The 21,094-nt window shown below is 38.4% G+C and carries 22 protein-coding genes; 16 read left to right on the top strand and 6 right to left on the bottom strand.

The window, feature by feature from the left end:
- Nucleotides 1–370 precede the first annotated feature (370 nt).
- Nucleotides 371–2,656, top strand: coding sequence for a bifunctional glutamate--cysteine ligase GshA/glutathione synthetase GshB (gene gshAB / locus IGK01_RS00680; protein WP_349520721.1), 2,286 nt, complete (start codon nucleotides 371–373; stop codon nucleotides 2,654–2,656).
- 142 nt (nucleotides 2,657–2,798) lie between these two features.
- Here gshAB and IGK01_RS00685 read toward each other — a convergent pair whose 3' ends face one another.
- A complete protein-coding gene (locus IGK01_RS00685; RefSeq protein ID WP_023518915.1) occupies nucleotides 2,799–3,239 on the bottom strand; it encodes a YueI family protein in 441 nt (146 codons plus the stop codon).
- Between the two features lie 383 nt (nucleotides 3,240–3,622).
- Between IGK01_RS00685 and IGK01_RS00690 the strand changes: the two genes are divergently transcribed.
- The 4 genes from IGK01_RS00690 to IGK01_RS00705 are packed head-to-tail and all read left to right on the top strand — an operon-like array spanning nucleotide 3,623 to nucleotide 7,252.
- Nucleotides 3,623–4,573, top strand: coding sequence for an ABC transporter permease (locus tag IGK01_RS00690; RefSeq protein WP_153829978.1), 951 nt, complete (start codon nucleotides 3,623–3,625; stop codon nucleotides 4,571–4,573).
- A complete protein-coding gene (locus IGK01_RS00695; RefSeq protein ID WP_010734420.1) occupies nucleotides 4,566–5,525 on the top strand; it encodes an iron chelate uptake ABC transporter family permease subunit in 960 nt (319 codons plus the stop codon). The genes IGK01_RS00690 and IGK01_RS00695 overlap by 8 nt, the downstream gene beginning before the upstream one ends.
- Nucleotides 5,522–6,277: an iron ABC transporter ATP-binding protein gene (locus IGK01_RS00700; RefSeq protein ID WP_023518917.1), complete on the top strand. Its 756-nt coding sequence runs from the start codon at nucleotides 5,522–5,524 to the stop codon at nucleotides 6,275–6,277. Before IGK01_RS00695 ends, IGK01_RS00700 begins: the two co-directional genes overlap by 4 nt.
- 21 nt (nucleotides 6,278–6,298) lie before the next feature.
- On the top strand, nucleotides 6,299–7,252 hold the full coding sequence (locus tag IGK01_RS00705; RefSeq protein ID WP_010734418.1) for a siderophore ABC transporter substrate-binding protein: 954 nt from the start codon (nucleotides 6,299–6,301) through the stop codon (nucleotides 7,250–7,252).
- Between the two features lie 185 nt (nucleotides 7,253–7,437).
- Here the strand turns inward: IGK01_RS00705 and IGK01_RS00710 are convergent, their stop codons facing one another.
- Both IGK01_RS00710 and IGK01_RS00715 read right to left on the bottom strand, forming a co-directional pair.
- Entirely contained in the window at nucleotides 7,438–7,560 is a 123-nt protein-coding gene (locus IGK01_RS00710; RefSeq protein WP_010734417.1) for a hypothetical protein, read from the bottom strand.
- A gap of 67 nt (nucleotides 7,561–7,627) precedes the next feature.
- The gene (locus tag IGK01_RS00715; RefSeq protein ID WP_010734416.1) at nucleotides 7,628–7,924 is read right to left on the bottom strand and encodes a hypothetical protein; all 297 of its coding nucleotides are present in this window, start codon (nucleotides 7,922–7,924) and stop codon (nucleotides 7,628–7,630) included.
- Between the two features lie 219 nt (nucleotides 7,925–8,143).
- Here IGK01_RS00715 and IGK01_RS00720 point away from each other — a divergent pair, with 219 nt between their 5' ends.
- The 3 genes from IGK01_RS00720 to IGK01_RS00730 are packed head-to-tail and all read left to right on the top strand — an operon-like array spanning nucleotide 8,144 to nucleotide 10,044.
- On the top strand, nucleotides 8,144–8,722 hold the full coding sequence (locus tag IGK01_RS00720; protein WP_010734415.1) for a GNAT family N-acetyltransferase: 579 nt from the start codon (nucleotides 8,144–8,146) through the stop codon (nucleotides 8,720–8,722).
- A 47-nt stretch (nucleotides 8,723–8,769) separates the two neighbouring features.
- A complete protein-coding gene (locus IGK01_RS00725; protein ID WP_010734414.1) occupies nucleotides 8,770–9,129 on the top strand; it encodes an iron-sulfur cluster biosynthesis family protein in 360 nt (119 codons plus the stop codon).
- An 18-nt stretch (nucleotides 9,130–9,147) separates the two neighbouring features.
- Nucleotides 9,148–10,044, top strand: a complete 897-nt coding sequence (locus IGK01_RS00730; RefSeq protein ID WP_023518919.1) for a metallophosphoesterase — start codon at nucleotides 9,148–9,150, stop codon at nucleotides 10,042–10,044.
- 619 nt (nucleotides 10,045–10,663) lie between these two features.
- On the opposite strand, the gene IGK01_RS00735 is transcribed toward IGK01_RS00730, so the two are convergent.
- The gene (locus tag IGK01_RS00735; RefSeq protein ID WP_019723412.1) at nucleotides 10,664–11,398 is read right to left on the bottom strand and encodes an MIP/aquaporin family protein; all 735 of its coding nucleotides are present in this window, start codon (nucleotides 11,396–11,398) and stop codon (nucleotides 10,664–10,666) included.
- Nucleotides 11,399–11,831: 433 nt separating this feature from the next.
- On the opposite strand from IGK01_RS00735, the gene IGK01_RS00740 reads away from it, so the two are divergent.
- The 4 genes from IGK01_RS00740 to IGK01_RS00755 are packed head-to-tail and all read left to right on the top strand — an operon-like array spanning nucleotide 11,832 to nucleotide 15,006.
- Nucleotides 11,832–13,361 (top strand): helix-turn-helix domain-containing protein, encoded by a 1,530-nt coding sequence (locus IGK01_RS00740; protein WP_244063318.1) that lies wholly within the window; start codon nucleotides 11,832–11,834, stop codon nucleotides 13,359–13,361.
- Complete coding sequence (locus IGK01_RS00745) at nucleotides 13,351–13,572, top strand: DUF2829 domain-containing protein (protein ID WP_010734410.1); 222 nt, start codon at nucleotides 13,351–13,353, stop codon at nucleotides 13,570–13,572. Before IGK01_RS00740 ends, IGK01_RS00745 begins: the two co-directional genes overlap by 11 nt.
- Nucleotides 13,569–14,330, top strand: coding sequence for a 3-oxoacyl-ACP reductase (locus IGK01_RS00750; protein WP_153829974.1), 762 nt, complete (start codon nucleotides 13,569–13,571; stop codon nucleotides 14,328–14,330). The genes IGK01_RS00745 and IGK01_RS00750 overlap by 4 nt, the downstream gene beginning before the upstream one ends.
- Before the next feature lie 28 nt (nucleotides 14,331–14,358).
- Entirely contained in the window at nucleotides 14,359–15,006 is a 648-nt protein-coding gene (locus IGK01_RS00755) for a DUF998 domain-containing protein (protein WP_438840430.1), read from the top strand.
- A gap of 119 nt (nucleotides 15,007–15,125) precedes the next feature.
- Here the strand turns inward: IGK01_RS00755 and IGK01_RS00760 are convergent, their stop codons facing one another.
- Together IGK01_RS00760 and rpsD are read right to left on the bottom strand one after the other, a co-directional pair.
- The gene (locus IGK01_RS00760; RefSeq protein ID WP_438840431.1) at nucleotides 15,126–15,668 is read right to left on the bottom strand and encodes a biotin transporter BioY; all 543 of its coding nucleotides are present in this window, start codon (nucleotides 15,666–15,668) and stop codon (nucleotides 15,126–15,128) included.
- Between the two features lie 997 nt (nucleotides 15,669–16,665).
- Complete coding sequence (gene rpsD, locus IGK01_RS00765) at nucleotides 16,666–17,277, bottom strand: 30S ribosomal protein S4 (protein ID WP_010734406.1); 612 nt, start codon at nucleotides 17,275–17,277, stop codon at nucleotides 16,666–16,668.
- A 323-nt stretch (nucleotides 17,278–17,600) separates the two neighbouring features.
- Here rpsD and IGK01_RS00770 point away from each other — a divergent pair, with 323 nt between their 5' ends.
- From IGK01_RS00770 to IGK01_RS00785, 4 genes are all read left to right on the top strand, one after another.
- Entirely contained in the window at nucleotides 17,601–18,398 is a 798-nt protein-coding gene (locus IGK01_RS00770; protein WP_010734405.1) for a formate/nitrite transporter family protein, read from the top strand.
- A gap of 33 nt (nucleotides 18,399–18,431) precedes the next feature.
- Nucleotides 18,432–19,064 carry a DNA alkylation repair protein gene (locus tag IGK01_RS00775; protein ID WP_062805874.1) on the top strand — a complete coding sequence of 211 codons (633 nt, stop codon included), beginning with the start codon at nucleotides 18,432–18,434 and terminating at the stop codon, nucleotides 19,062–19,064.
- 14 nt (nucleotides 19,065–19,078) lie between these two features.
- Nucleotides 19,079–19,852 (top strand): HAD family hydrolase, encoded by a 774-nt coding sequence (locus IGK01_RS00780; protein ID WP_023518924.1) that lies wholly within the window; start codon nucleotides 19,079–19,081, stop codon nucleotides 19,850–19,852.
- A gap of 430 nt (nucleotides 19,853–20,282) precedes the next feature.
- Entirely contained in the window at nucleotides 20,283–21,080 is a 798-nt protein-coding gene (locus tag IGK01_RS00785) for a TIGR00282 family metallophosphoesterase (protein ID WP_023518925.1), read from the top strand.
- Nucleotides 21,081–21,094 lie beyond the last annotated feature (14 nt).

Below are 21,094 nucleotides of genomic sequence, written 5' to 3' on the forward strand. Positions count from 1 at the left end.
AGCTTGTAACAAAGGTGTTCAACTTCAAGAAATAAAAAAGAAGCCACGGGAATCGTTCTTTAAATTTCCGTGGTTTTCCCTTTATTTTTGAAGAGGTTCCATTTGTTTCAGGCTCTTTTTTCTCCTTCCAATGGACTAGCGATATTCAAGGAACAATATTTCGAGTATAAACCAAAAATGAACCAGCGATTTTTTTGACTGTGTCCTGTCTGGCTATGTGCTATCTTATTGTTCAGTTTGGAGTCATTTTCCTACAATATCAGCTGTTTTTTTAAAAAAACACCCCTTTTTTCTCATTTTCAAACAATTTCATTCTTTTTCTTGGCGGTTTTTACTATAATGAAACATATGAATTGGAGGACATTTAACCATGAACTATAAAGAATTATTACTGCATCCTCGTTCACTACCATTCATTAGTCAAGCCCGTTTTGGGGTTGAACGTGAAGGGCAACGTGTGAACTTCTCTGGAAAGTTGGCAACAACCGATCATCCTGAGGTTTTTGGGGATCGTACGTATCATCCATACATCCAGACAGATTTTAGTGAAACTCAAGTCGAATTGATTACTCCGGTCACGGATTCTATCAACGAACTTTTTAAATACTTGGAAGCAATCTACGACGTTGCTTCACGCTCAATGGCAGATGATGAAATGATCTGGCCTTTAAGTATGCCTCCGGCTTTACCTGAAAAAGACGAAGAGATCATGATTGCGAAGCTTTCTAATTTTGAAGATGTCTTGTATCGTCGTTATTTAGCAAAGGAATATGGCAAACGCAAGCAAATGGTCAGCGGCATCCATTTCAACTTTGAGTTTGGTGATGATCTTTTACAATCCTTGTTTGTACAACAAACAGAGTTTACCGACTTTGCAGCATTTAAAACAGAATTATATTTTAAAACAGCACAGAACTTCTTGCGTTATCGTTGGTTGATCACTTATTTGTTTGGGGCGTCACCTCTAAGTGAAGACCACTATTTTGTCGGCAAGCCAGCACCAGCAGAACCGGTACGCAGTATTCGTAATAGTTCCTATGGTTATACGAACCATCCGAATGTCAAAGTATCCTATGCGTCAATGCAACAATATTTAACCGATATTGAAAAAATGGTGGAAGAAGGCAAGTTATCCGAAGAAAAAGAATTCTATGCACCGATCCGTTTTCGTGGTGGAAAACGTGTAGCTGATTTAGCAAAATCAGGTATTCGCTATATTGAACTGAGAAATATTGATTTAAATCCTTACGCACGTGTAGGGATCAGTCAAGCACAAGTTCAGTTTTTACAATCGTTCTTAATGTATATGCTATGGATGGAACATGACGTAGCAGTCGATGCATGGGTCGAAGAAGGCGAGCAGCGAAATGAACACGTGTCGTTAGAAAACCCTATGGATCAAACTGCTTTTTATGATGAAGGAATACTGCTTCTTCAAGGAATGAAAGAGATGCTTGTAGCTTTAGGACAATCCGAACGCCTACCATTGATCGATGACATGATCGCACAATTGGATGAACCACGTGAAACATTGGCAGGCAAGATTTATCAGCAAGCACAACAAACAAGCCAGCATGACTTTGCTTATACTTTAGGAAAACAGTATGAAGAAGAAAGTCATGAACGTTCGTATCAATTAGCGGGATTTCGTGACATGGAACTGTCGACACAGATTCTGATGTTTGATGCGATCCAAAAGGGCATCGAAGTAAAGGTCATAGATGAATCAGATCAATTTTTACGTCTACAGCATCAAGAGCATATCGAATATGTAAAAAATGCCAATATGACAAGTAAAGACAGCTACATTGTGCCATTGATCATGGAAAATAAAACAGTCACTAAAAAAGTGCTAAAAGAGGCCGGATTCCGTGTACCTGAAGGAGCCGAATTTACTTCAATCGAAGAGGCTTTGAACGCTTATCCACGATTTGCAGAACAAGCCTTTGTTATTAAACCTAAATCGACCAATTATGGGTTAGGGATCACGATCTTCAAAGAAGGAGCATCTTTAGAAGATTACCAGGCTGGTTTAGCAATCGCTTTTCGTGAAGATACTTCTATACTGGTTGAAGCATTCATGCCTGGAACAGAATATCGCTTCTTTGTGATCGATGGGCAAGTAAAAGCGATCTTACTTCGTGTTCCTGCCAATGTTGTGGGTGACGGAAAACGGACGGTGGAAGAACTTGTCGCTGAAAAAAACCTAGATCCATTAAGAGGCAGTCACCATCGTGCACCATTGGAATTGATCCAGTTAGGTGAACTTGAGCAGTTGATGTTAAAAGAGCAAGGACTAACCATCCATTCTGTACCTGAAAAAGATCAAATCGTGTATTTACGCGAAAATTCCAATATCAGTACAGGTGGCGATTCAATCGACGTAACAGATGAATTTTCAGACGCGTATAAACAAATTGCCCAACAAGCAGTGGAAGCCCTAGGAGCGAAAATCAGCGGCATCGATTTGATCATTCCTGATAAAGATATCGATCCTCAAACAGATGACCAAGCCTATGGCATCATTGAAGCAAACTTCAATCCAGCGATGCACATGCACGTTTACCCATTTGCTGGCCAAGGCAGAAGACTGACAATGAATGTCTTAGAGCTGTTGTATCCTGAAGTGATCAACAGACAAGAAGAGACTAAATAAATCATGAACCTGTAGGACAAAAAAATCATCCACATCACTAGATTTATCTAGTTTGTGAATGATTTTTTGTTTTGCCACAGGTACATACGAACGCTGACAAATTTTGATTAGAAACTCAAAGAATCGAGTGAACTTTTAGAAATTATTTGAATAATCGGTCCCAAAAGCTTTTTTTCTTTGGTTGTTCTTCTTCTTGTTTCGTTGGATATTTTTCTTCTACGTCAATAACGGGCTCATTCACCGCTTCTTTGGCCGCAATCAGTAGACCAATACTTTGCGGATCTTCAGAAACATGATCGTTTACAACCGTGAATTTCGTTTGATTTTTCGTTGCCAATTGGATGTATTGATTCTGGATATCCAGGGGTAAGGTCCCGTTTATCAGAATAAATGCTTCTGGTCGTTTCTCTAGTTCTTGTAGGAACTTTTCTTTATTTGTCGGCTCATTCATTTCAGCAACGGTCATACTGAGGTAGCAACGTTCACGAAAGGTACCTAGGTATTTATGCTGTTCTTCTGGGTTGACCAAGGGCGTGCCATACATTCCTTTGTCCAAATGATTTTTCAATTCATCTGATGCCATCCAATTTCCTCCTTTGTTGTTTTAAGTCATTATAACATAGAGGTTGTGACAGAAGCATTTTGACCTGATCAGTAAGCTAGAAAATTGAAAAATAGTTTTTCATATTTTGTCATTTTCTAGCTTAGTGTTGAAGGTTAGCTTTTGGATCACCGTGTAACCAGGTTGTGAGAAAGTCGTTTAGCTCCAAGCATTAAGGCAGAAATTGAGAAATAGCTTCCCACATTTTTAAGGTCAGAAACAAAAATGAATTTTATTTTTGTATCGTACACGTATTCTAAAATTTATAGGGATTGCTCTTATTTCATTAAAAAACGGTTGCTTTTGTTCAATGCTTCACTTAGAATAAGAATGAGAATCATTCTCAGTTAGCGAGGTAAAGGGAAATGCGCGTGGGTCGCTTGATGGTTTTGTTAGTTATTTTAAGTATATGTTCGCTATTTATTGGCGTGTCTCGAGTGGAATTCATGGAGATTATCCGATTTGAAGGACAGAGTATGCAATTGTTGTTGGCGACACGTTTTCCGCGAACGATCTGTTTAGTACTGGTAGGGGCAACGAGTAGTATTTGTGGGTTGATCATGCAACATCTGACTCAAAATAAATTTGTTTCACCAACGACAGCTGGCACGATGGATAGTGCGAGATTGGGTATCTTAGTGGTGATGCTCTTTTTACCGAATGCTTCTTTGTGGATTCGTTCAGCAACTGCATTTTTATTTGCTTTTGCAGGTACGCTCTTATTTTTATCTTTTGCACGATTTTTTCCACAAAAAAATCAGCTGATGTTACCATTGATCGGCGTGATGCTAGGAAATATTATCGGCTCTGCTGCAACATTTTTCGCCTATCAGTTTCAGTTAGTACAAAATATGTCTTCATGGCTACAAGGAAATTTTGCAACAGTCATACGGGGAAATTATGAATTATTGTATGTAACGATTCCTTTATTACTTATCTTATCTTTTTTTGCCTATCAATTTACGATCGTAGGCTTAGGTGAATCGTTCGCAGTGAATTTAGGGATGAATTATCGCAACATGCAACTACTAGGGATTGGCCTTGTTTCTTTAGCCAGTGCGATCACTTTGATCATGGTTGGGACGATTCCTTTCTTGGGAGTGATCATTCCAAATATCACAGCAAAGCTCTATGGGGATCAGGTACATAAAACGTTAGGAATTACCGCCATTTTTGGTAGTATCTTTTTGCTTATCTGTGACATGATCGCTCGTCTTGTGATTTTTCCTTATGAAATCCCAGTCAGCGTCATCGTAGGGATCATCGGTGGTTTGATTTTCCTTTACTTGTTAGTAAGGGGGCGCAAACATGGGTAAAAAGATCACTGGTCTATTTTTTATTTTGTCTCTACTCGTGATTGGCGTGACGATCGGCTATTTGACTATCAACACGTATGGTAATTGGGCTTTTGCATGGGCCTTACGAAGCAAAAAAATCATGGCGTTCATTTTAGTGGCACTCGCGACAAGCAGCGCGACCGTTAGTTTCCAAACGATTACCCAAAATCAATTTTTGACACCTTCTGTGTTAGGACTCGATTCCCTCTATGTACTTGTTCAAACCCTCCTCTTTTTCTTGATTGGTGGGGTGACGATGCTTCAGCAAACAGGCACAGCCTTTTTCTTAGTCAACGTGGCATTGATGGTTGGCTTAAGCCAGTTATTGTTTTTCTTTTTATTACGAAAAGAAGCCCCTAACTTATTCTTATTATTGATGACGGGGATGATTTTAGGGACACTTTTCAATAGTATCAGTACGTTTTTACAAGTGGTGATGGACCCGAATGAATATGATTTGTTGCAAGGGAAGTTATTTGCTAGTTTCGGTAATGTCCAGACCGCCTACCTCCTACCTGCTGCATTGTTGATTGGCTGTTGTTGGGTGTTCCTTTTTTATAAAAGACATTTTCTGGATGTCTTTCATCTAGGGAAGGATCAAGCAACGAACCTTGGGATTGAGACAGAGCGTTTTCAATTTTCTATTCTTTGTTGTGTCAGCTTGTTGACAGGAACAGCCACTGCTTTGGTGGGACCAATTACCTTTCTTGGATTTATTGTCGCAAACGTCAGCTATCGTTTGTTTGCAACGTATCGTCATGGTGTTTTGCTACTAGGAAGTTTTTTGATTGCTTTCTTGTTTTTGACTGGGGGACAATTGATCGTTGAGCAAGTGTTTGGGTGGAACACGACGGTCAGTGTGGTTGTAGAGTTCACAGGGGGTATTTACTTTATTACAAAATTGATTCGAGAAAGGAAGGAACTGGGATGATCAATTTGAATAGTGTCGAGAAGTCTTACCAAGGAAAAACGGTCGTCGAGGCCTTGCAATTGGAAATCTCGGATCAACAATTGACAGCCTTCATCGGTCCAAACGGCGCAGGAAAGTCAACCGTTCTTTCTATGATCAGTCGTTTGATTCCTAAAGATGCAGGTGAGATCTACTTGGATCACAATGAAGTAAAAGCTTGGAAGTCCAAAGAGATGGCAAAAAAACTAGCTATTTTGAAACAATCTAATGAGATCAGTATGAAAATCACAGTCGAGGAGCTTGTATCGTTCGGGCGTTTTCCTTATTCGAAAGGAAAGCTGACAACGAAAGACCATCAGATCATCGAAGAATCACTCCAGCATCTAGGGTTGGAAGAACTGAAGGACCAAACGATCGACACGCTTTCTGGGGGTCAGTTGCAACGAGCGTATATTGCGATGGTTCTTGCGCAAGATACTGATTACATTTTGCTGGATGAACCACTCAATAATCTCGATATGAATTTTGCGGTACAAATCATGCAAATTTTAAAGCGCCTTGTACAAGAATTAGGAAAAACGATCATCATTGTGTTACACGATATCAACTTTGCAGCGAGTTACGCAGATGAAATCGTCGCAATGAAACAAGGGAAGTTATTTAGACAAGGCAAAACGAACGATATTATTAAAAAAGAAGTACTAGATCAATTATACGAAATGGACATTCGAATCTGTGAAATCGAAGGACGCAGATTTTGTCTTTATTTCTAAAAACTACGAAGGAGCGTCAAAATGAAGAAAATAGTTTTAGGATTTTTAGTCATAGCATCATTAGGATTAGCAGCATGTGGAAATAACGAAGCACAAACGAGTGAAACCAAAGCATCAAGTACTGTCACAACGGATACAATGTTGACAGTCAAAGATAGCAATGGTGAGTCTGTAGAAGTGCAACAAAACCCTGAGAAAGTTGTAGTGTTCGACAATGGATCATTAGATACGCTTGATGCATTAGGTGTTGGAGACAAAGTCATAGGAGCGGCAACTAAAAATTTACCTGCTTACTTAGAAAAATATCAAGAAGTTGAATCTGCTGGAGGAATCAAAGAACCAGATTTGGAAAAAATCAATGAGATGCAACCAGATTTGATTATTATTTCCGGTCGTCAAAGTGATTATCAGGAACAGTTGAGCCAAATTGCCCCAACACTATATTTAGCAATGGATGCAGAAAAGCCATGGGAATCGATGCAAGAAAATGTGACAACATTGGCAAAGATTTTTGATAAAGAAAAAGAAGCAGAAGAAAAATTAACAGATTTAACGAAACAAATCGATGAAGTGAAAGAGAAAGCCAGCGCGCTTGATCAAACAGCTTTAGTTACTTTAGTGAATGAAGGGCAACTTTCAGCATATGGTTCAGGTTCACGTTTCGGACTCGTTCATGATTTATTTGGCTTTAAACAAGCCGATGATCAAATCGAGGCGTCTACACATGGTCAAAGTGTTTCTTATGAATATGTTTTAGAGAAGAATCCAGGGATTTTATTTGTGATTGATCGTACCAAAGCAATTGGTGGAGATACAAGCAACGATAACGTAGCTGCCAATGAATTAGTGGCACAAACAGATGCCGGTAAAAATGATCAAGTAATTTCATTGCAACCAGATGTATGGTATTTGAGTGGTGGTGGACTTGAATCAATGAACTTGATGATTGAAGATGTCAATCAAGCGCTAAAATAATTTTTCAATGAATAACTAAGAAAATGAGCCTGGTACATCAGTCATCTTGCATCCTACAACTGAATAAACGGTGTTCCAGAAGTAGCACCTTCAAAAATAAGCCGAGAAACCCAAAATTTGAAAAACAATTTTCGGGTTTCTCGGCTTATTTCTCGGAGCTAGGCACTTCTATCACAACCTCTGATTCAATGGGTGATTGTTTGATCGTTAGGAAAATCTAGTGTAAGGGTAAATTCATTATCGACTTCATAAGGATCGATTCGTGGGGTTGTATCATGGAAAAAGTGAGCAAGCCATTGTCGGAACATAAGATCGCCTCCTTTGATTTGATTAAAGGATACAAGGCGAACCTTAGAGAAAGCTTAAAGCATAGAATCAAGCATGTGTTTCGGCTAATGCTTGATAATTGACGATCTTGACTTGACGATAAAAGTCAGCTGGCAGTTTTGACCAACGTTTCAAAAGTTGATAAAAATAACTATCTTCCGCTTTGATTTTGTACTCACTTAAAATCAATCCGAAGTAGTTTGGTTTTTTCTTTGCTAATTTGTGATAGATCGACAATGCTTTTTCTTTGTCTTCATCAACAAATAGTGTTTTGACTTCAATATAAGATCCTTCAATGTTCTGTGTTTCTTCAATAAAGTAAATGCTTTTTATATACTCTGTCATAAGTAAGACCTCCAGCGCTTGTTTAGTTGTTAAGATAACAATAGCTAAAATTTGTTAATAAATCGTGAACAAATAATTATTCTTTTTCAGCAATTGTTTAAGTTTTTTCGCTTATCTATAGTTAATCTGTTATTTTAAGGAGATATTAAGTTTTGTCTTGCTTCTTTCCGTGAATTTCGATACAGTAATTTAAACTAAAGAAAAAAGTAGGGGATGCACATGGAATTATTGATCAATCGAAACTTAGTGTTTGCAGAAAATCGTGTCATAGAAACGGAACGTCTGATTTTAAGACCAATCACATTGGAAGACGTAGAAGATATATTTGAATATGCCCATGATGTAGAAACGACCCGCTTTGTTTTCCCTCGACATCAGTCGATCGAAGATACAAAAATCAGTGTTGCGAATTTTTTTATGGCATCACCGCTTGGAAAATATGCTATTGAATGGAAAGAAAACCGCAAGATGATTGGTACGATCGATTTGCGGATACAAGAAGGCGATGATACGGCTGAATTAGGTTACGCTTTAAATAAAAAGTATTGGGGAAAAGGAATCATGCCGGAAGCTGGAAAAGCGCTTCTGAAATTGGGCTTTGAAAAAATGGATCTCGTAAGGATCTTTGCTTATCATAATACGAAAAATAGTAAATCGGGACGAGTGATGGACAAGTTAGGAATGAGAGAAGAAGCTGTGATTCCTGATGCAAAACGAGAAAAAGGAGAAATTATTTCAATCGTTCTTAAAGGAATTACCAAAAAAGCTTGGTTGGAAGGTCACCCAAAAACAAGTTAGTTGCAACTTCGTACAAAAATCATTAAGCTAAAATTGAGGTGATTAAGATGGAATTTATCGTATCAAAAGAAGCGGAAGAACTGCTTCGTGGAAAAGTGAATGACAATGAACAATTATTGCTAGATGTAGAAGACGGAGATGGACCATTTGCGAATAGCCGGATCACTTGCCAAATCGATACTTCTTTTCGTCTGATTATTGTAGAAAAAGAAACATCGGCAGATCTAAGCTTATATTCTGAAGTAGTCGATACCCAAATGGGACCAATCAAAATCAAGAAAAGCGCACTCGTTTATTTGGATAATCCGACGACGTTAGCAGTAGAACCAACTTACAAGAGTCTGCAACTGAAAGGACCAGGAGGAATCATCAAAAATAACCTCCAAATCGTCACATCAACTATCTAAGATTTAGAAGGAAAAAGAATGGGAAATTTAGCGATCATCAGTGACTTACATGTGGACATCAATCAATTTGGCGAAGCTGAATTAATGCTCTTATGGGAAGTCTTACAACAAAAAAAGATTACTCGGCTTCATTTGGCTGGGGATACCGCCAATAAAGTCGATCGTTGTGTCGCAGTCGCTGAATTTTTTGCAGAGCGACTACCAACGACTTTCCATTTTGGCAATCATGAGTTAGCCGATGTTACTGGCGAAGCAATGATCAGTCATTTTCCAGACGTCCATTTTTTGAATGAGCGCTATATTCCATTAAATGAGAAAACCGTGTTATTAGGCATCAACGGTTGGTATGATTACCAATTCTCAGAAGAAAAAGACGTGAAGAAAATCGTTCGGATGAAGCGTTTGTACTGGTATGACCGCTTGATTGAGCGAGATGGAACGGATCTAGAAGTGAATGATCGAGTAGTAGAAGCAACACGATCATTATTGGATACGCTACACAAAAAGAAAATGAATGTGATCTTATCAACACATTTTGTCCCAAAACAAGAATTCATTGTTTACCAAAACGCGCCTTATGAACGTTGGAACCAACTCAATGCGTTCTTAGGTTCAGCTTCATTTGGAAAACTACTCGATCAATACGATAATCTTCAACAAGTCGTCTTTGGGCATACGCATCGACGGTTTGAGGATAAAGTACTCCAAGGAACGACGTATAGTTGTCGGCCGTTTGGCTATTATTACGAATGGCAATTGACACGAGATTTTATCGATGAATATCAATTGATTGATCGTTACAATCCAATGAAATTACGCGTATTATTACGAACGCATCGTCCAGAATTTAAAGAATACCAGTTACAACATTTAAAAAAAGAGTTTGAACAAGCAGTAACAGTGATTGCTTACTGAAAATTTGAAGACCACCAAGTATCGATTTAGATGACACTTGGTGGTTTTTCATATATTTTTTGGTTTTACTTCATCGATCGTGTAATCTAGCGTTACATCAGATAATAAGCTGCCAACTTCTTTTTTCAATTCACTTGTCTAAATGGATTCTTAATCGTTTTTTTGTCTTACTTGTGTCCATAATGATTAAATTCTCTCTTTGATGTACAAACTACGACCCTATCCTACCCTTATTTAGGGGGATATACGATAAGAATATTCTTTGTTACTCTATAGTAGAAACTGCTCCGAAGCGAATGGTTATACACTTCGGTTTTTTGTATTGATTTATCTAACCGAGATTTTATTCTTATTTTTGATAAAGATAAAACTTATCATGCCAATCACGAAGAGTACCAAGCCAAAAAGTAAAGTATGAGTGATGCCGATTGGCTAAGGTGCCACCTGTCCTTGACTAAAAACAAGTATTGAAGATATCCGATAAACAAAGAAACTGGCATCAAGATGATTTAAAGGATATTAAGCCAATCAGAGGATGATTTTAGCTTTGAAATCAATAAAAAACGGAAATCTAAGGAATTGTTTCCAAAGATTTCCGTTTTTATAGTACTCATTAATTTTATGCCATAAATAATGCTTTGTAGACAAATACTGCTACAACACCGGCACAAATTGGTGCAACAACTGGAACCCAAGCGTAATCCCATTGTGAAGAACCTTTATGTTTCAATGGTAACAACGCATGAACCAAACGAGGTGCAAAGTCACGTGCTGGGTTCAATCCAGGGCCTGTAGGACCACCTAGTGAAGCGACCAATGTCCAAACTAAGAAACCAAGAGCTAAGTGAGCTGTTCCTAAGTTATCTTGGAAGAAAGGTGCTTTTGTGATACCTAACGCGCCAAAGAATAAGACGAATGAACCGAAGAATTCGTTGACGAAACCATTGAATTTAGAACCAACACTGTTGATAGTTGAGAAAGTTCCTAAGACATGGTTTACATCTTCAGTTTGATCATAGTAAGGTTTATAACAAGCGACCACGATCAATTGTCCAAGAGCTGCTCCAAGTAATTGTGCAACGATATAAGGCACGACTTCTGCCCAAGGGAATAAACCATTAGAGGCTAAAGCGATCGTAAATGCCGGATTGATATGATTTCCGCTAATGCCACCAAAAATCATTGCTGGCATCATCACACCAAAACCATAACCAACAGCAATCAGCATCCAGTCACTGCCATATCCTTTTGTTCCTTTTAAATCTACGTTTGCGACAGCACCATTACCTAAAACGATCAATAATGCTGTACCAAGTAGTTCCGCCGCTAGACGGGTCATAAGTGAATAATCCATAATATCCTCCATTAATTTATTGAAATATAAAAAAGAAACAACAACACAGCGGGTGAAGTGTTCCGTAAGAGGTGTACTTCTGTTGTCGTGATAAGTGCAAAATAAAAAACGACTTCTTTATAGAAAGAAATCCGAGCAACAGTCGACACATTGATAAAACCCTATGACACAAAACACCAACCCTAACTATAAATATATCAAAAATAAATAGTGAATTTTATCAAATATTGTTGCTATCAACAAACATTTTTTGAAAATTTCAGAAAAAATGAAACTGAAATGGAACGAATAATCGCACTATGCACGATGAGTGAATCGTCTACAAAAAGAAGGGGATTACTGTAATTGAATGCCTCCTTAGCTTGTCTGTTTTGGTGTTTCAATAAGGATTATATGCTACAATGAGGAAAATAGTCGATAAGGGGTGAAGTCGTTGTATTTGTCTTCTGAGTACTTAAAACGTTTTGACAAAGACTTATATTACAAGGTGCTCTTACTCGAAAGCTTTGAGGATCAGGTAGGGCACACAGCGGCACAACTTGCACAAAAGGTTCAACTAGACGCACGAAGTGTAACCAGATATTTAGTTGAATTGATCAAAAATTATCAATTATTCAGTGGAAAAGAGCAATCTTTATTTACGAAGAATCATCGATCGGGTTATCATTTCTATGATTCTCTGGATCCTATTGAACGTGAACGCTTTTTGATTTACCTCGTGCAAAGTACGCTTAAATATCAGCTATTGCACGACATTTTTTTTGAAGAATTTCATACGCTCTATCAATTCTCACAAAAGCATTATATTAGTGAGTCAACTGCTCATCGGAAAATCAATGATTGGAAAGAACAATTTTCGAGGTATGGTATCCAACTCAAAAGAGGAAGCTATATTGCGTGTGGGGAAGAAGAAATCATTCGATTATACCTACATATGACTTTTTGGCAGTTATTTCGTGGTAAAGTTTGGCCCTTCGAAACTATTCCACAACAGGACGTCAAACAAATTGCTGACCAGATTTTACAGTTTTTTGATGTTCGGTTGAATGAGATCAAGAAACGGCGATTAGAGTATATGTTAGGTGCATTTTTCTTACGTAAATCACAAAAACATTTTGTGGTTTTAAATAATAAAAAACGACAGTTGATTGAAAAAAATCCACTCTTTGAAGCATTCAGTCAGTGGATGGCGCCTTTTTTTCCAAACTATTTCCAAGGGAAAGAAGAATTAGGTGCACTATTTCTAGTGCTGATGACCAGAGAAGAATACTATCAATCGTCAGGAATCCGTAAGCAGATTTTTGCTTTTCACCGAAAACAACAAACCGCTCCTTTTATAGCTCTATTAGAAATGAAGAATGCGTTAGTAGCATACTGCGAAGAAAAGCAGTTGACCGAGGAATCATTCACCAAAGAAGCAGAGAACTATTTGCTAAGTAGTCATCTGTTCGCGTACTTGTTTCCTCATGCGAAGGAAATGGTTGATGGGGAAGGTAGCAATTTTTCTAGACACTTCGTTAGTGAAAATGAGTCATTGAAACAATGGTTGCTGAATTTTTTCAATCGTGCAACACAACGTGCAGACGAGTGGGTCTATGAGAATGCGACTTTCTTGATGCGAAGGTATCTAACCGTGTTAAAAACGATGCGTGTTTTTGATCGACAATTACCAAAAGTCACTATTTTACTGATGACGGACTTTCCTCTTTTTGAAGAAGAATTACTAAAAGAAAACCTAAGGCACTTTTTCAGAGAGGAGTATCAGTTGTACTTTTTACCAGCGGATTATCGAGGAAGAGAGGTCGATCTATTACTATCCACAAGCAAGATCCATCGCAAACCTTGGGCGGATCTAGACTATTTCATCGTCACAGATGAACTTGAACTCTCGGATTATATCCGTTTATTTGATAAAATCAAAGAAATCCAAATAAAGAAAGAGAGAAAAAATCATGACATTTGAAGAAGTATTGCCACAGTTAAAAACAGGTGCAAAGGTTATTAGAAAAGGTTGGAGTGGATTTGAATTATATGTTGTTCTAGTATCCGATGATGAATTTGATGGTTGTCCAGTAACGCCTTATTTTCTGATCAAAACGAGCGACGAAGGATTTTCTAGCTTTGCGCCAACCGTTTGCGATATTCTAGCAGAAGATTGGATGATCGTTGAATGACGAATCATTATCCGGACTTAGCGAGTCAAGTCGTCTTTGTGACAGGTGCCGCTCAAGGAATCGGTGCTGCACAAGCAGAAGCTTTTTTAAATCAAGGAGCGAAAGTATTTGGTGTGGATTTGAAATTAGGTAAGATGGAAGAACTAGCCATAAAATATCCTACGCATTTTATCTCATTTCTCGGTGATATTTCACAAAAAGAAGTGATTGAACAAGCGGTCACTACGTGTCATGAAAAAGTCGGCGATATTTCAATCTTATTGAATACCGCAGGGATTCTTGATGGCTACAAGCCTTTATTAGACACAGACGAAACACTTTGGGATCGGATCTATGAGGTCAACGTAAGAAGTCTCTTTCGATTAACAAAACAAGTGTTGCCTGATATGCTCGAACAGCAAACGGGAACGATCATCAATATGGCCTCCATTGCAGGTATGGTGGCTGGCGGTGGTGGGATCGCGTATACGAGTGCCAAACATGCCATTATTGGGTTCACAAAGCAATTAGCCCTTGATTATGCTGCGCAAGGGATCCGTGTAAAAGCCATCGCACCAGGCGCCATCCAAACACCGATGAATGCAGCTGATTTTGCAGGTGACGGAGAGATGGCCAAATGGGTCGCAGAAGAAACGCCTGTTAAGCGTTGGGCACAGCCGGAAGAAGTGGCAGAATTGACGTTATTTCTTGCGACGCCTCAAGCGAGTTATATCCATGGAGCAATCGTTCCAATCGATGGTGGATGGTTGCTTAAATAGCTGAAAGAAGAATAAGTGGGGGAAACGTATGAAAGTGATCGATTGGTTGATGCCTCTTGGAATGATTAGTGTAGTTGCTTATTTTGTACATGTGTTTCTTGGGCAATACCTTTGGGAATCATATGATCCAATCACGACAGACATCAGTTCTTTAACCGCCGTTGGTGCGCCAAATGCGAATTTATTGAATATGATCCTGCTTATCTATGGTATAGGCTTTTTACTGTTTGTCATTGGAATGGTCGTGAACGCCTTTGAAAAGTATCATGGGATGACTCGGATCGGTTATCTGATTTTTCTTGTGATGGCAAGCACTACAGTGGTAGGCTATAAACTATTTCCATTGACAGGCGATAAGGCGGATATGAATTCCCAAAATACGATGCATATTGTTGTGACGATCATTGTCGTATTTACTACTATATCGTCTTTATTCCTTATTGGATTTGGTTATCTTAAACAAGAAAAACTACGTACGTTAGGAAAAATATGTATTGCTACCGCCATATTGATCACTTTTTTTGGCGCATTGAATCCAATTGGAATGGCACAAGGATGGAATATTTTAGGGTTGACGGAGCGAATGGTGATCTTCCCACTGCAAGCCTTTGTTTTCTTTCTGTCCTTCATCTATACGACGAATAATAAGCTGATAGTGAAAAATGAAATGGTATAACTGGATGATTATAGAAGTGTCTGGCTATGAGAATAAGCGATATCCGCCAAAAAATAGTTGCTCTATTTAGCGGATATCGCTTATTTTTAAAGTTTTTCTTTTTTTATCCTATTAATTTTTTAAACTAATTTTTGAATGTTGAATCGTAATCTTTTTCTTAAAGTAGTGCCAACATAAGCTGCTCCCGTACTTTTGAGCAACTCTGGTAACAAGAAGGGGAAGAACCCACTCAATAGAGCAGTTTGAATATACAAATGACTACTAAACGATAACCAAAGAGTTCCTACAGATAAAGCAAGAAGAGAGCCAAATAGATTGGCACACCAAGCATGGAAAAAGCGAGAATTAGTCTTCTCAATCCACCAACCAATTACGAAAGACTGAAGAATAAAACCAAAAAGGTAGCCACCAGATGGTCCGAATAAGATGCCCATTCCCCCAGTCATGCCAGAAAAGACGGGAAGTCCGATCAAGCCTAATAAGAGGTACATACAAACTGCGAGAGTACCAGCACGTTTCCCAAGAAACGTGGCGGTCAAGCCAATCGCAAAAGTCTGACCAGTAAGTGGAATCAATCCTAATGGAATAACAAATTGTGAGAGAACTGCAATGATTGCAGCAAATTCGGCAACGAGTATAAGTTCTTTTAATGATTTTGTCATCCGTTCTCCTTTCGTTAACCTTATTTATTTTTGTAGTTAACGAAATTATAGAGGAAGAGAAAATAAATGTAAAGTCTCTTTATGATATATTTTGAAAAAGCACATAAGAAGTAAGAGTACAAAAATATTTCCAAATGTGAGAAAAAGTATGAATAGCAAGTGTTTTGATACGTGATATAATTTTTATATAACATAATCAACTATATTTTGGCACATAGAAAAATGAGGATGATCATTCATGATCTTTCTACAGATAGGTGCCCAACCTAGTCAATGAACTGGTTTGTTGGTTGAAACGGCCAGTGAACATTCATCGATTTGCCATGGGTAACAAAAAGCTGTTTGACGAATGAATGTGCCAATAATCAGCAACTGTGAAAGTGACAAGTTAACATGTCTATCCACCATTGATAAAGGGAGAAATTAAGCAGTTGCTTGCTTAAAGGAGACATTTCATTGGAAAAACAATGATGCGAGACAGTTTATGAAATTTGAAGCATCACACTGTAGAGGACATGTTCTTTTCCTCGTCTAAATCAAGTGGGAAGTGGCAGTTAAAAGCTGTATCTTCAGAGAACAATTGAGAATATCAAAAACTTCGCTGTTTTATCACCCAAGTAGCGAATACAAATTGATTTCTCTTGCTATTGTTCGAGTCATGGATGCACCTGAACCTGCTAAAGCCAACATAAAAAGATAACACTCGACTCAACGAAATACGTACGTTGTTTTGAGGTCTATCTTTTTATGTGTGTCCGAGCGAAGAAAAGACACGGGGACATTATTTCTTATTACTTGGAGCTAATCGGATTTTTTGCAACCTTGATAAACGGTGTTCAAAAAGCAACACTTCGGACATAAGCCAAAAAAATCAAAAATGAAACAGCCATTTTCGATTTTTCTGGCTTATGCCTTAGTGTTGAGCGCTTCTTTCGCAACCAAAAAAAAACCAGCTATCCAAAAGATAGCCGGTTTTTTTGTACCAAAGTTTTTTGAATTATAGGCTTTGGTTGTAGTATTCAACGACAAGTGCTTCGTCGATTTCTGGGTACAATTCGTCACGTTCTGGTAAACGAGTCAATGAACCTTCTAATTTTTCAGCGTCAAAGCTTACGAATGCTGGACGTCCAACAGTTGCTTCAACTGCTTCTTTTACAGTTGAGATGTTTTGTGATTTTTCACGAACTGAAATCACTTGACCAACTGCAACGTGGTATGAAGGGATATCAACACGTTTGCCATCAACCATGATATGACCATGGTTAACTAATTGACGTGCTTGACGACGAGTAGTTGCAAGACCTAAACGATAAACAACATTGTCTAAACGTTGTTCTAGTAAGATCATGAAGTTAACCCCGTGTTTACCTTCTTTGATTTTGCTTGCTTTAACGAACAAGTTACGGAATTGACGTTCGTTCATACCGTACATATGACGTAATTTTTGTTTTTCAGTTAATTGCATACCGTATTCTGATTGTTTGCCACGGCTGTTTGGTCCATGTTGACCAGGAGCGTAAGGGCGACGTGCTAATTCTTTTCCTGTGCCAGATAGTGAAATACCTAGGCGACGAGAAATTTTCCATGATGGTCCTGTATAACGAGACATTAAAATTTCCTCCAATAGATAACTATATTTTTTGGAGTAAAATAATCCGTTAAAAAATTCATAATCGTATAGTTTGTTCTTCAATCTTCACCTTTGCAGCCGCGGTTACACAATTGAACCCGAAGCGGGGCAACAAACTAGGGACGAGTTATTATTTTTCTGCTGCATTATTTTACACGAATTACAGTATAAGCGATATGACCTATCAATGTCAAGAGAATAAGTAGCAAAAAAGCTTTACAAACCCCAGTTCTGTCTATAGAATAAGAGGGTATATGCCAAAAGCATGAAAATAATTGAACAAATCTTAAAGGAGAAAAGAGATGAACCCAGTATCACCGTTGTTTGAAAAGATTGAGGCATCAATCGAAAAGAAAGTTGATTTGATCGGAAATAGTTACGCCCGGTATGCCGTGCGTGCTTTATTAGCCAGTTTGTTCTTGACACTTGGAACTGCTGTTGCTTTTTCGATTGCGATCAAAGGTGAGCATATTGCTCATGGATTTGGAAAGATACTTTATGCGTTTATGTTTAGTTGGTCGTTAGTCATGATTTTATACATGAATGCTGAACTTGGTACCTCAAATATGCTTTATATGTCGGTCGGGGTCCAACGTAAGCGGTTAAAATTAGGTCTAGCTGCAAAAATTCTGTTTACTTGTATTTTATTTAACTTGATTGGTGGGGTATTATTTGGCTTTTTAATTTCCTTGACAACACCATTCCAAGATCTGCCCATGGATAATTATATGTTAGAGTCGATTGCAGTCAAATTGACGAAACCGACAACAACTATTTTGGTGGAGGCAATGTTTGCCAACATTGTAGTAAATACAGCGGTATTGATTAGTATGCGAATGAAAGATGATGCAGGGAAAGTCTTAGCGATTGTTTTCATTATTTTCATTTTTGCTTTTTTAGGCTATGAACACGTTATTGCCAACTTCCCGGCATTTACATTAGCTTATTTTGTTTCAGGTGGGCAGATGGATGCGATGACTGTTGGTAATGTGATCCACAATCTATCCTTTGCGTTGATTGGGAATTACGTTGGTGGTGGTTTAGTCATTGGTTTAGGTTATGCATGGTTGAATCAATCAAAATCATCCTATGTTGACTAGTTCGTTCCTTTAAAAATCGAAGGAGGCCATCCCTTGGAGACAATTGTTTTTCCGAATAATAAAGAAAAAGCTCAGCAGATGGAAGCTTACATGAAGCATCATTTCCGATTTGCAGGAGTTCCTAAGCCAGAAAGAGCGTTACTACAAAAGGCTCTTTTAAAAGAAAGCCAGAAGATACCTATTTCAGACTTACTTTTATTAGTAAAAGATTATTATATGCAGGAAGAACGTGAGTATCAGTATTTAGCGATCGATTTAGTCCAAAAGAACGTCAAACGTCTTTCTTTTGATAACTTAGTATGGTTACTTGAGCTTGTCTCACAGAAGGAATGGTGGGACAGTATCGATTCTTGGCAAAAAGTCTACAGCACGTGGGGAAAACTTCACCAAGAAGTTGAGGCGGTTTTCAAATTATTTGAAGGTCAAGAAGACTTTTGGTTAAGACGAATTGCGATCACCTTGCAACTAGGGTTTAAAGAACAGACAGATGTCGCTCTACTCGAACGAGCGATTGATGCAGATCGTTCAACAAAGGAATTTTTTATTCAAAAGGCTATTGGTTGGTCGTTGCGGGACTATAGCAAAACAAATCCACTTTGGGTAAAAGAACAATTGACAAAAGAATTAAGCAAGCTTGCAACGAGAGAAGCAAGTAAGTATTTATAGAGAGGCGAGATAGAATGACACGCAAATTAATTGCTTTTGATATCGACGGCACGTTGTTAGACTCCAACAAACAGGCATTGGATAGTACAAGGGAAGCCTTGGAAAAACTACGTAAAGATGGACATTTAGTGACGATTGCTACAGGGCGTAGTCGCTTTCACGCACAAGAAGTTATCCGTGATCTAGCATTTAGCAATTATATTCTATGTAACGGTGCAGCCGGATTTTTGGATCATGAACAAGTCTATAAAAATTTGCTGGATCAAGAACAATTACACAAATTTATTCAAGAAGCACAAGAAAAGGCTATTGATACCGCATTTGTTAGTTTAGATTCAATCAAACGCTTTTCATCTAATCGTATCGATATGATGGAAGATGCGATGCATTCATTTGGTGCACACTTACCAGAATTGGACGAATACTTTGTTGAAAAACAGGATGTGTATCAAGCGTTAGCTTTCTTTGATCACTCTTATGACCAACAATTCAGCGCTTACGATCGTATCCGTTTTGTTCGCTGGCACGAAAATAGTGTCGATGTGGTGCCACACGATGGTTCCAAAGCGGTAACGATCATGAACCTAGCCAATCGAGTAGGGATTGCGCCAGAAGACGTCATCAGTTTTGGTGACGGACAAAATGATCGCGAAATGCTTCGTATGTCTGGCATTGGGGTGGCAATGGGGAATGCCGTACCAGAAGTCCAAGCGGAAGCAAAAATGGTGACAGATACGAATGATCAAGATGGTATTTGGAAGGCATTGAAAGAGTTAGCTTTGATTTAGGTCATAAACATCATACAACAATAATTTTAGTTAAAAAGAGGGCATGCAACAGGATTTTTCTGATGGAATGCCCTCTCTTCTTATGGTTTTTGTATGATACATAAACGATAGGCCATCATATTATCATATAGGTACTATCCGACTTCTTTAAAATAGGAGGTGATATCATGGGAGCCATCATCGTACACGTCGTTTTGGTTCATGTTCTTCATAGGTTTAGCCCTGTCTATTGTTTACTTAGTAAAAAGAATTAAAAAATAAATTTTGATCAATTTACATAGTTAGAGAATAAAGTTATAAAAAGCTGATGCTAGTTAGTTCAAAATACCCTTTCTTGATATTCTAGAAAAGAGCTTCTTTTACAACCTCTTTCCTTTCTTTACTAAAACACTTATAATATAAGATACGTTAGAAGAGAAGAGGAAATCGTGTGCGGGTATTGTTTATTGGTGATGTAGTAGGTGCGATGGGTAGAGAAATGATCACAGAATATCTCCCTCGCTTGAAGAAAAAATATCGTCCACAAATGACGATCGTGAATGGTGAGAATGCGGCTTCAGGTCGTGGGATCACAGAGAAAATCTATAAAAAGTTTCTGCAAGATGGCGTAGATGTCGTGACGATGGGGAATCATACGTGGGACAATCGTGATATTTTTGAATTTATCGATGATGCGAAAAAAATGGTTCGTCCAGCAAATTTTCCAGAAGGAACGCCTGGGCAAGGAATCGTTTTTGTCAAAGTCAATCAATTGGAACTGGCGGTCATCAATATGCAAGCTCGTTCATTTATGGTTGATTTAGATGATCCATTTCGTAAAATGACCGAGTTAGTCGAAGAAGCTCGGAAAAGAACACCGATCATTTTTGTTGATTTTCATGGAGAAACGACGAGTGAAAAACAAGCAATGGGCTGGTTTTTAGATGGAAAAGTATCTGCTGTAGTCGGTACACACACGCACGTTCAAACGAACGATGCGCGAATCTTGCCACAAGGAACGGCGTATTTGACGGATGTCGGTATGACGGGTCCATATGATGGAATTTTAGGGATGCGCCGTGAACCAGTGATTGAAAAATTTTTAACGGCTTTACCAAAGCGTTTTGAAGTGGTGGAACAAGGTCGAGGGCTTTTAAGTGGTTGTATCTTGGACATCGACGACCAGACGGGACAGGCAAAAGATATCCAATTGATCCAAATCAACGATGACCGCCCTTACAGAGAATAGAAAGCGAGAGGGAA

Source organism: Enterococcus sp. AZ080, from assembly GCF_051714945.1.
GTDB classification, from domain to species: Bacteria; Bacillota; Bacilli; order Lactobacillales; family Enterococcaceae; genus Enterococcus_B; species Enterococcus_B pernyi.

Coding starts and splice junctions, on each gene's coding strand:
- gshAB (WP_349520721.1), top strand. CDS start 371: ATGAACTATAAAGAATTATTACTGCATCCTCGTTCACTACCATTCATT.
- IGK01_RS00685 (WP_023518915.1), bottom strand. CDS start 3,239: ATGGCATCAGATGAATTGAAAAATCATTTGGACAAAGGAATGTATGGC.
- IGK01_RS00690 (WP_153829978.1), top strand. CDS start 3,623: ATGCGCGTGGGTCGCTTGATGGTTTTGTTAGTTATTTTAAGTATATGT.
- IGK01_RS00695 (WP_010734420.1), top strand. CDS start 4,566: ATGGGTAAAAAGATCACTGGTCTATTTTTTATTTTGTCTCTACTCGTG.
- IGK01_RS00700 (WP_023518917.1), top strand. CDS start 5,522: ATGATCAATTTGAATAGTGTCGAGAAGTCTTACCAAGGAAAAACGGTC.
- IGK01_RS00705 (WP_010734418.1), top strand. CDS start 6,299: ATGAAGAAAATAGTTTTAGGATTTTTAGTCATAGCATCATTAGGATTA.
- IGK01_RS00710 (WP_010734417.1), bottom strand. CDS start 7,560: ATGTTCCGACAATGGCTTGCTCACTTTTTCCATGATACAACCCCACGA.
- IGK01_RS00715 (WP_010734416.1), bottom strand. CDS start 7,924: ATGACAGAGTATATAAAAAGCATTTACTTTATTGAAGAAACACAGAAC.
- IGK01_RS00720 (WP_010734415.1), top strand. CDS start 8,144: ATGGAATTATTGATCAATCGAAACTTAGTGTTTGCAGAAAATCGTGTC.
- IGK01_RS00725 (WP_010734414.1), top strand. CDS start 8,770: ATGGAATTTATCGTATCAAAAGAAGCGGAAGAACTGCTTCGTGGAAAA.
- IGK01_RS00730 (WP_023518919.1), top strand. CDS start 9,148: ATGGGAAATTTAGCGATCATCAGTGACTTACATGTGGACATCAATCAA.
- IGK01_RS00735 (WP_019723412.1), bottom strand. CDS start 11,398: ATGGATTATTCACTTATGACCCGTCTAGCGGCGGAACTACTTGGTACA.
- IGK01_RS00745 (WP_010734410.1), top strand. CDS start 13,351: ATGACATTTGAAGAAGTATTGCCACAGTTAAAAACAGGTGCAAAGGTT.
- IGK01_RS00750 (WP_153829974.1), top strand. CDS start 13,569: ATGACGAATCATTATCCGGACTTAGCGAGTCAAGTCGTCTTTGTGACA.
- IGK01_RS00755 (WP_438840430.1), top strand. CDS start 14,359: ATGAAAGTGATCGATTGGTTGATGCCTCTTGGAATGATTAGTGTAGTT.
- IGK01_RS00760 (WP_438840431.1), bottom strand. CDS start 15,668: ATGACAAAATCATTAAAAGAACTTATACTCGTTGCCGAATTTGCTGCA.
- rpsD (WP_010734406.1), bottom strand. CDS start 17,277: ATGTCTCGTTATACAGGACCATCATGGAAAATTTCTCGTCGCCTAGGT.
- IGK01_RS00770 (WP_010734405.1), top strand. CDS start 17,601: ATGAACCCAGTATCACCGTTGTTTGAAAAGATTGAGGCATCAATCGAA.
- IGK01_RS00780 (WP_023518924.1), top strand. CDS start 19,079: ATGACACGCAAATTAATTGCTTTTGATATCGACGGCACGTTGTTAGAC.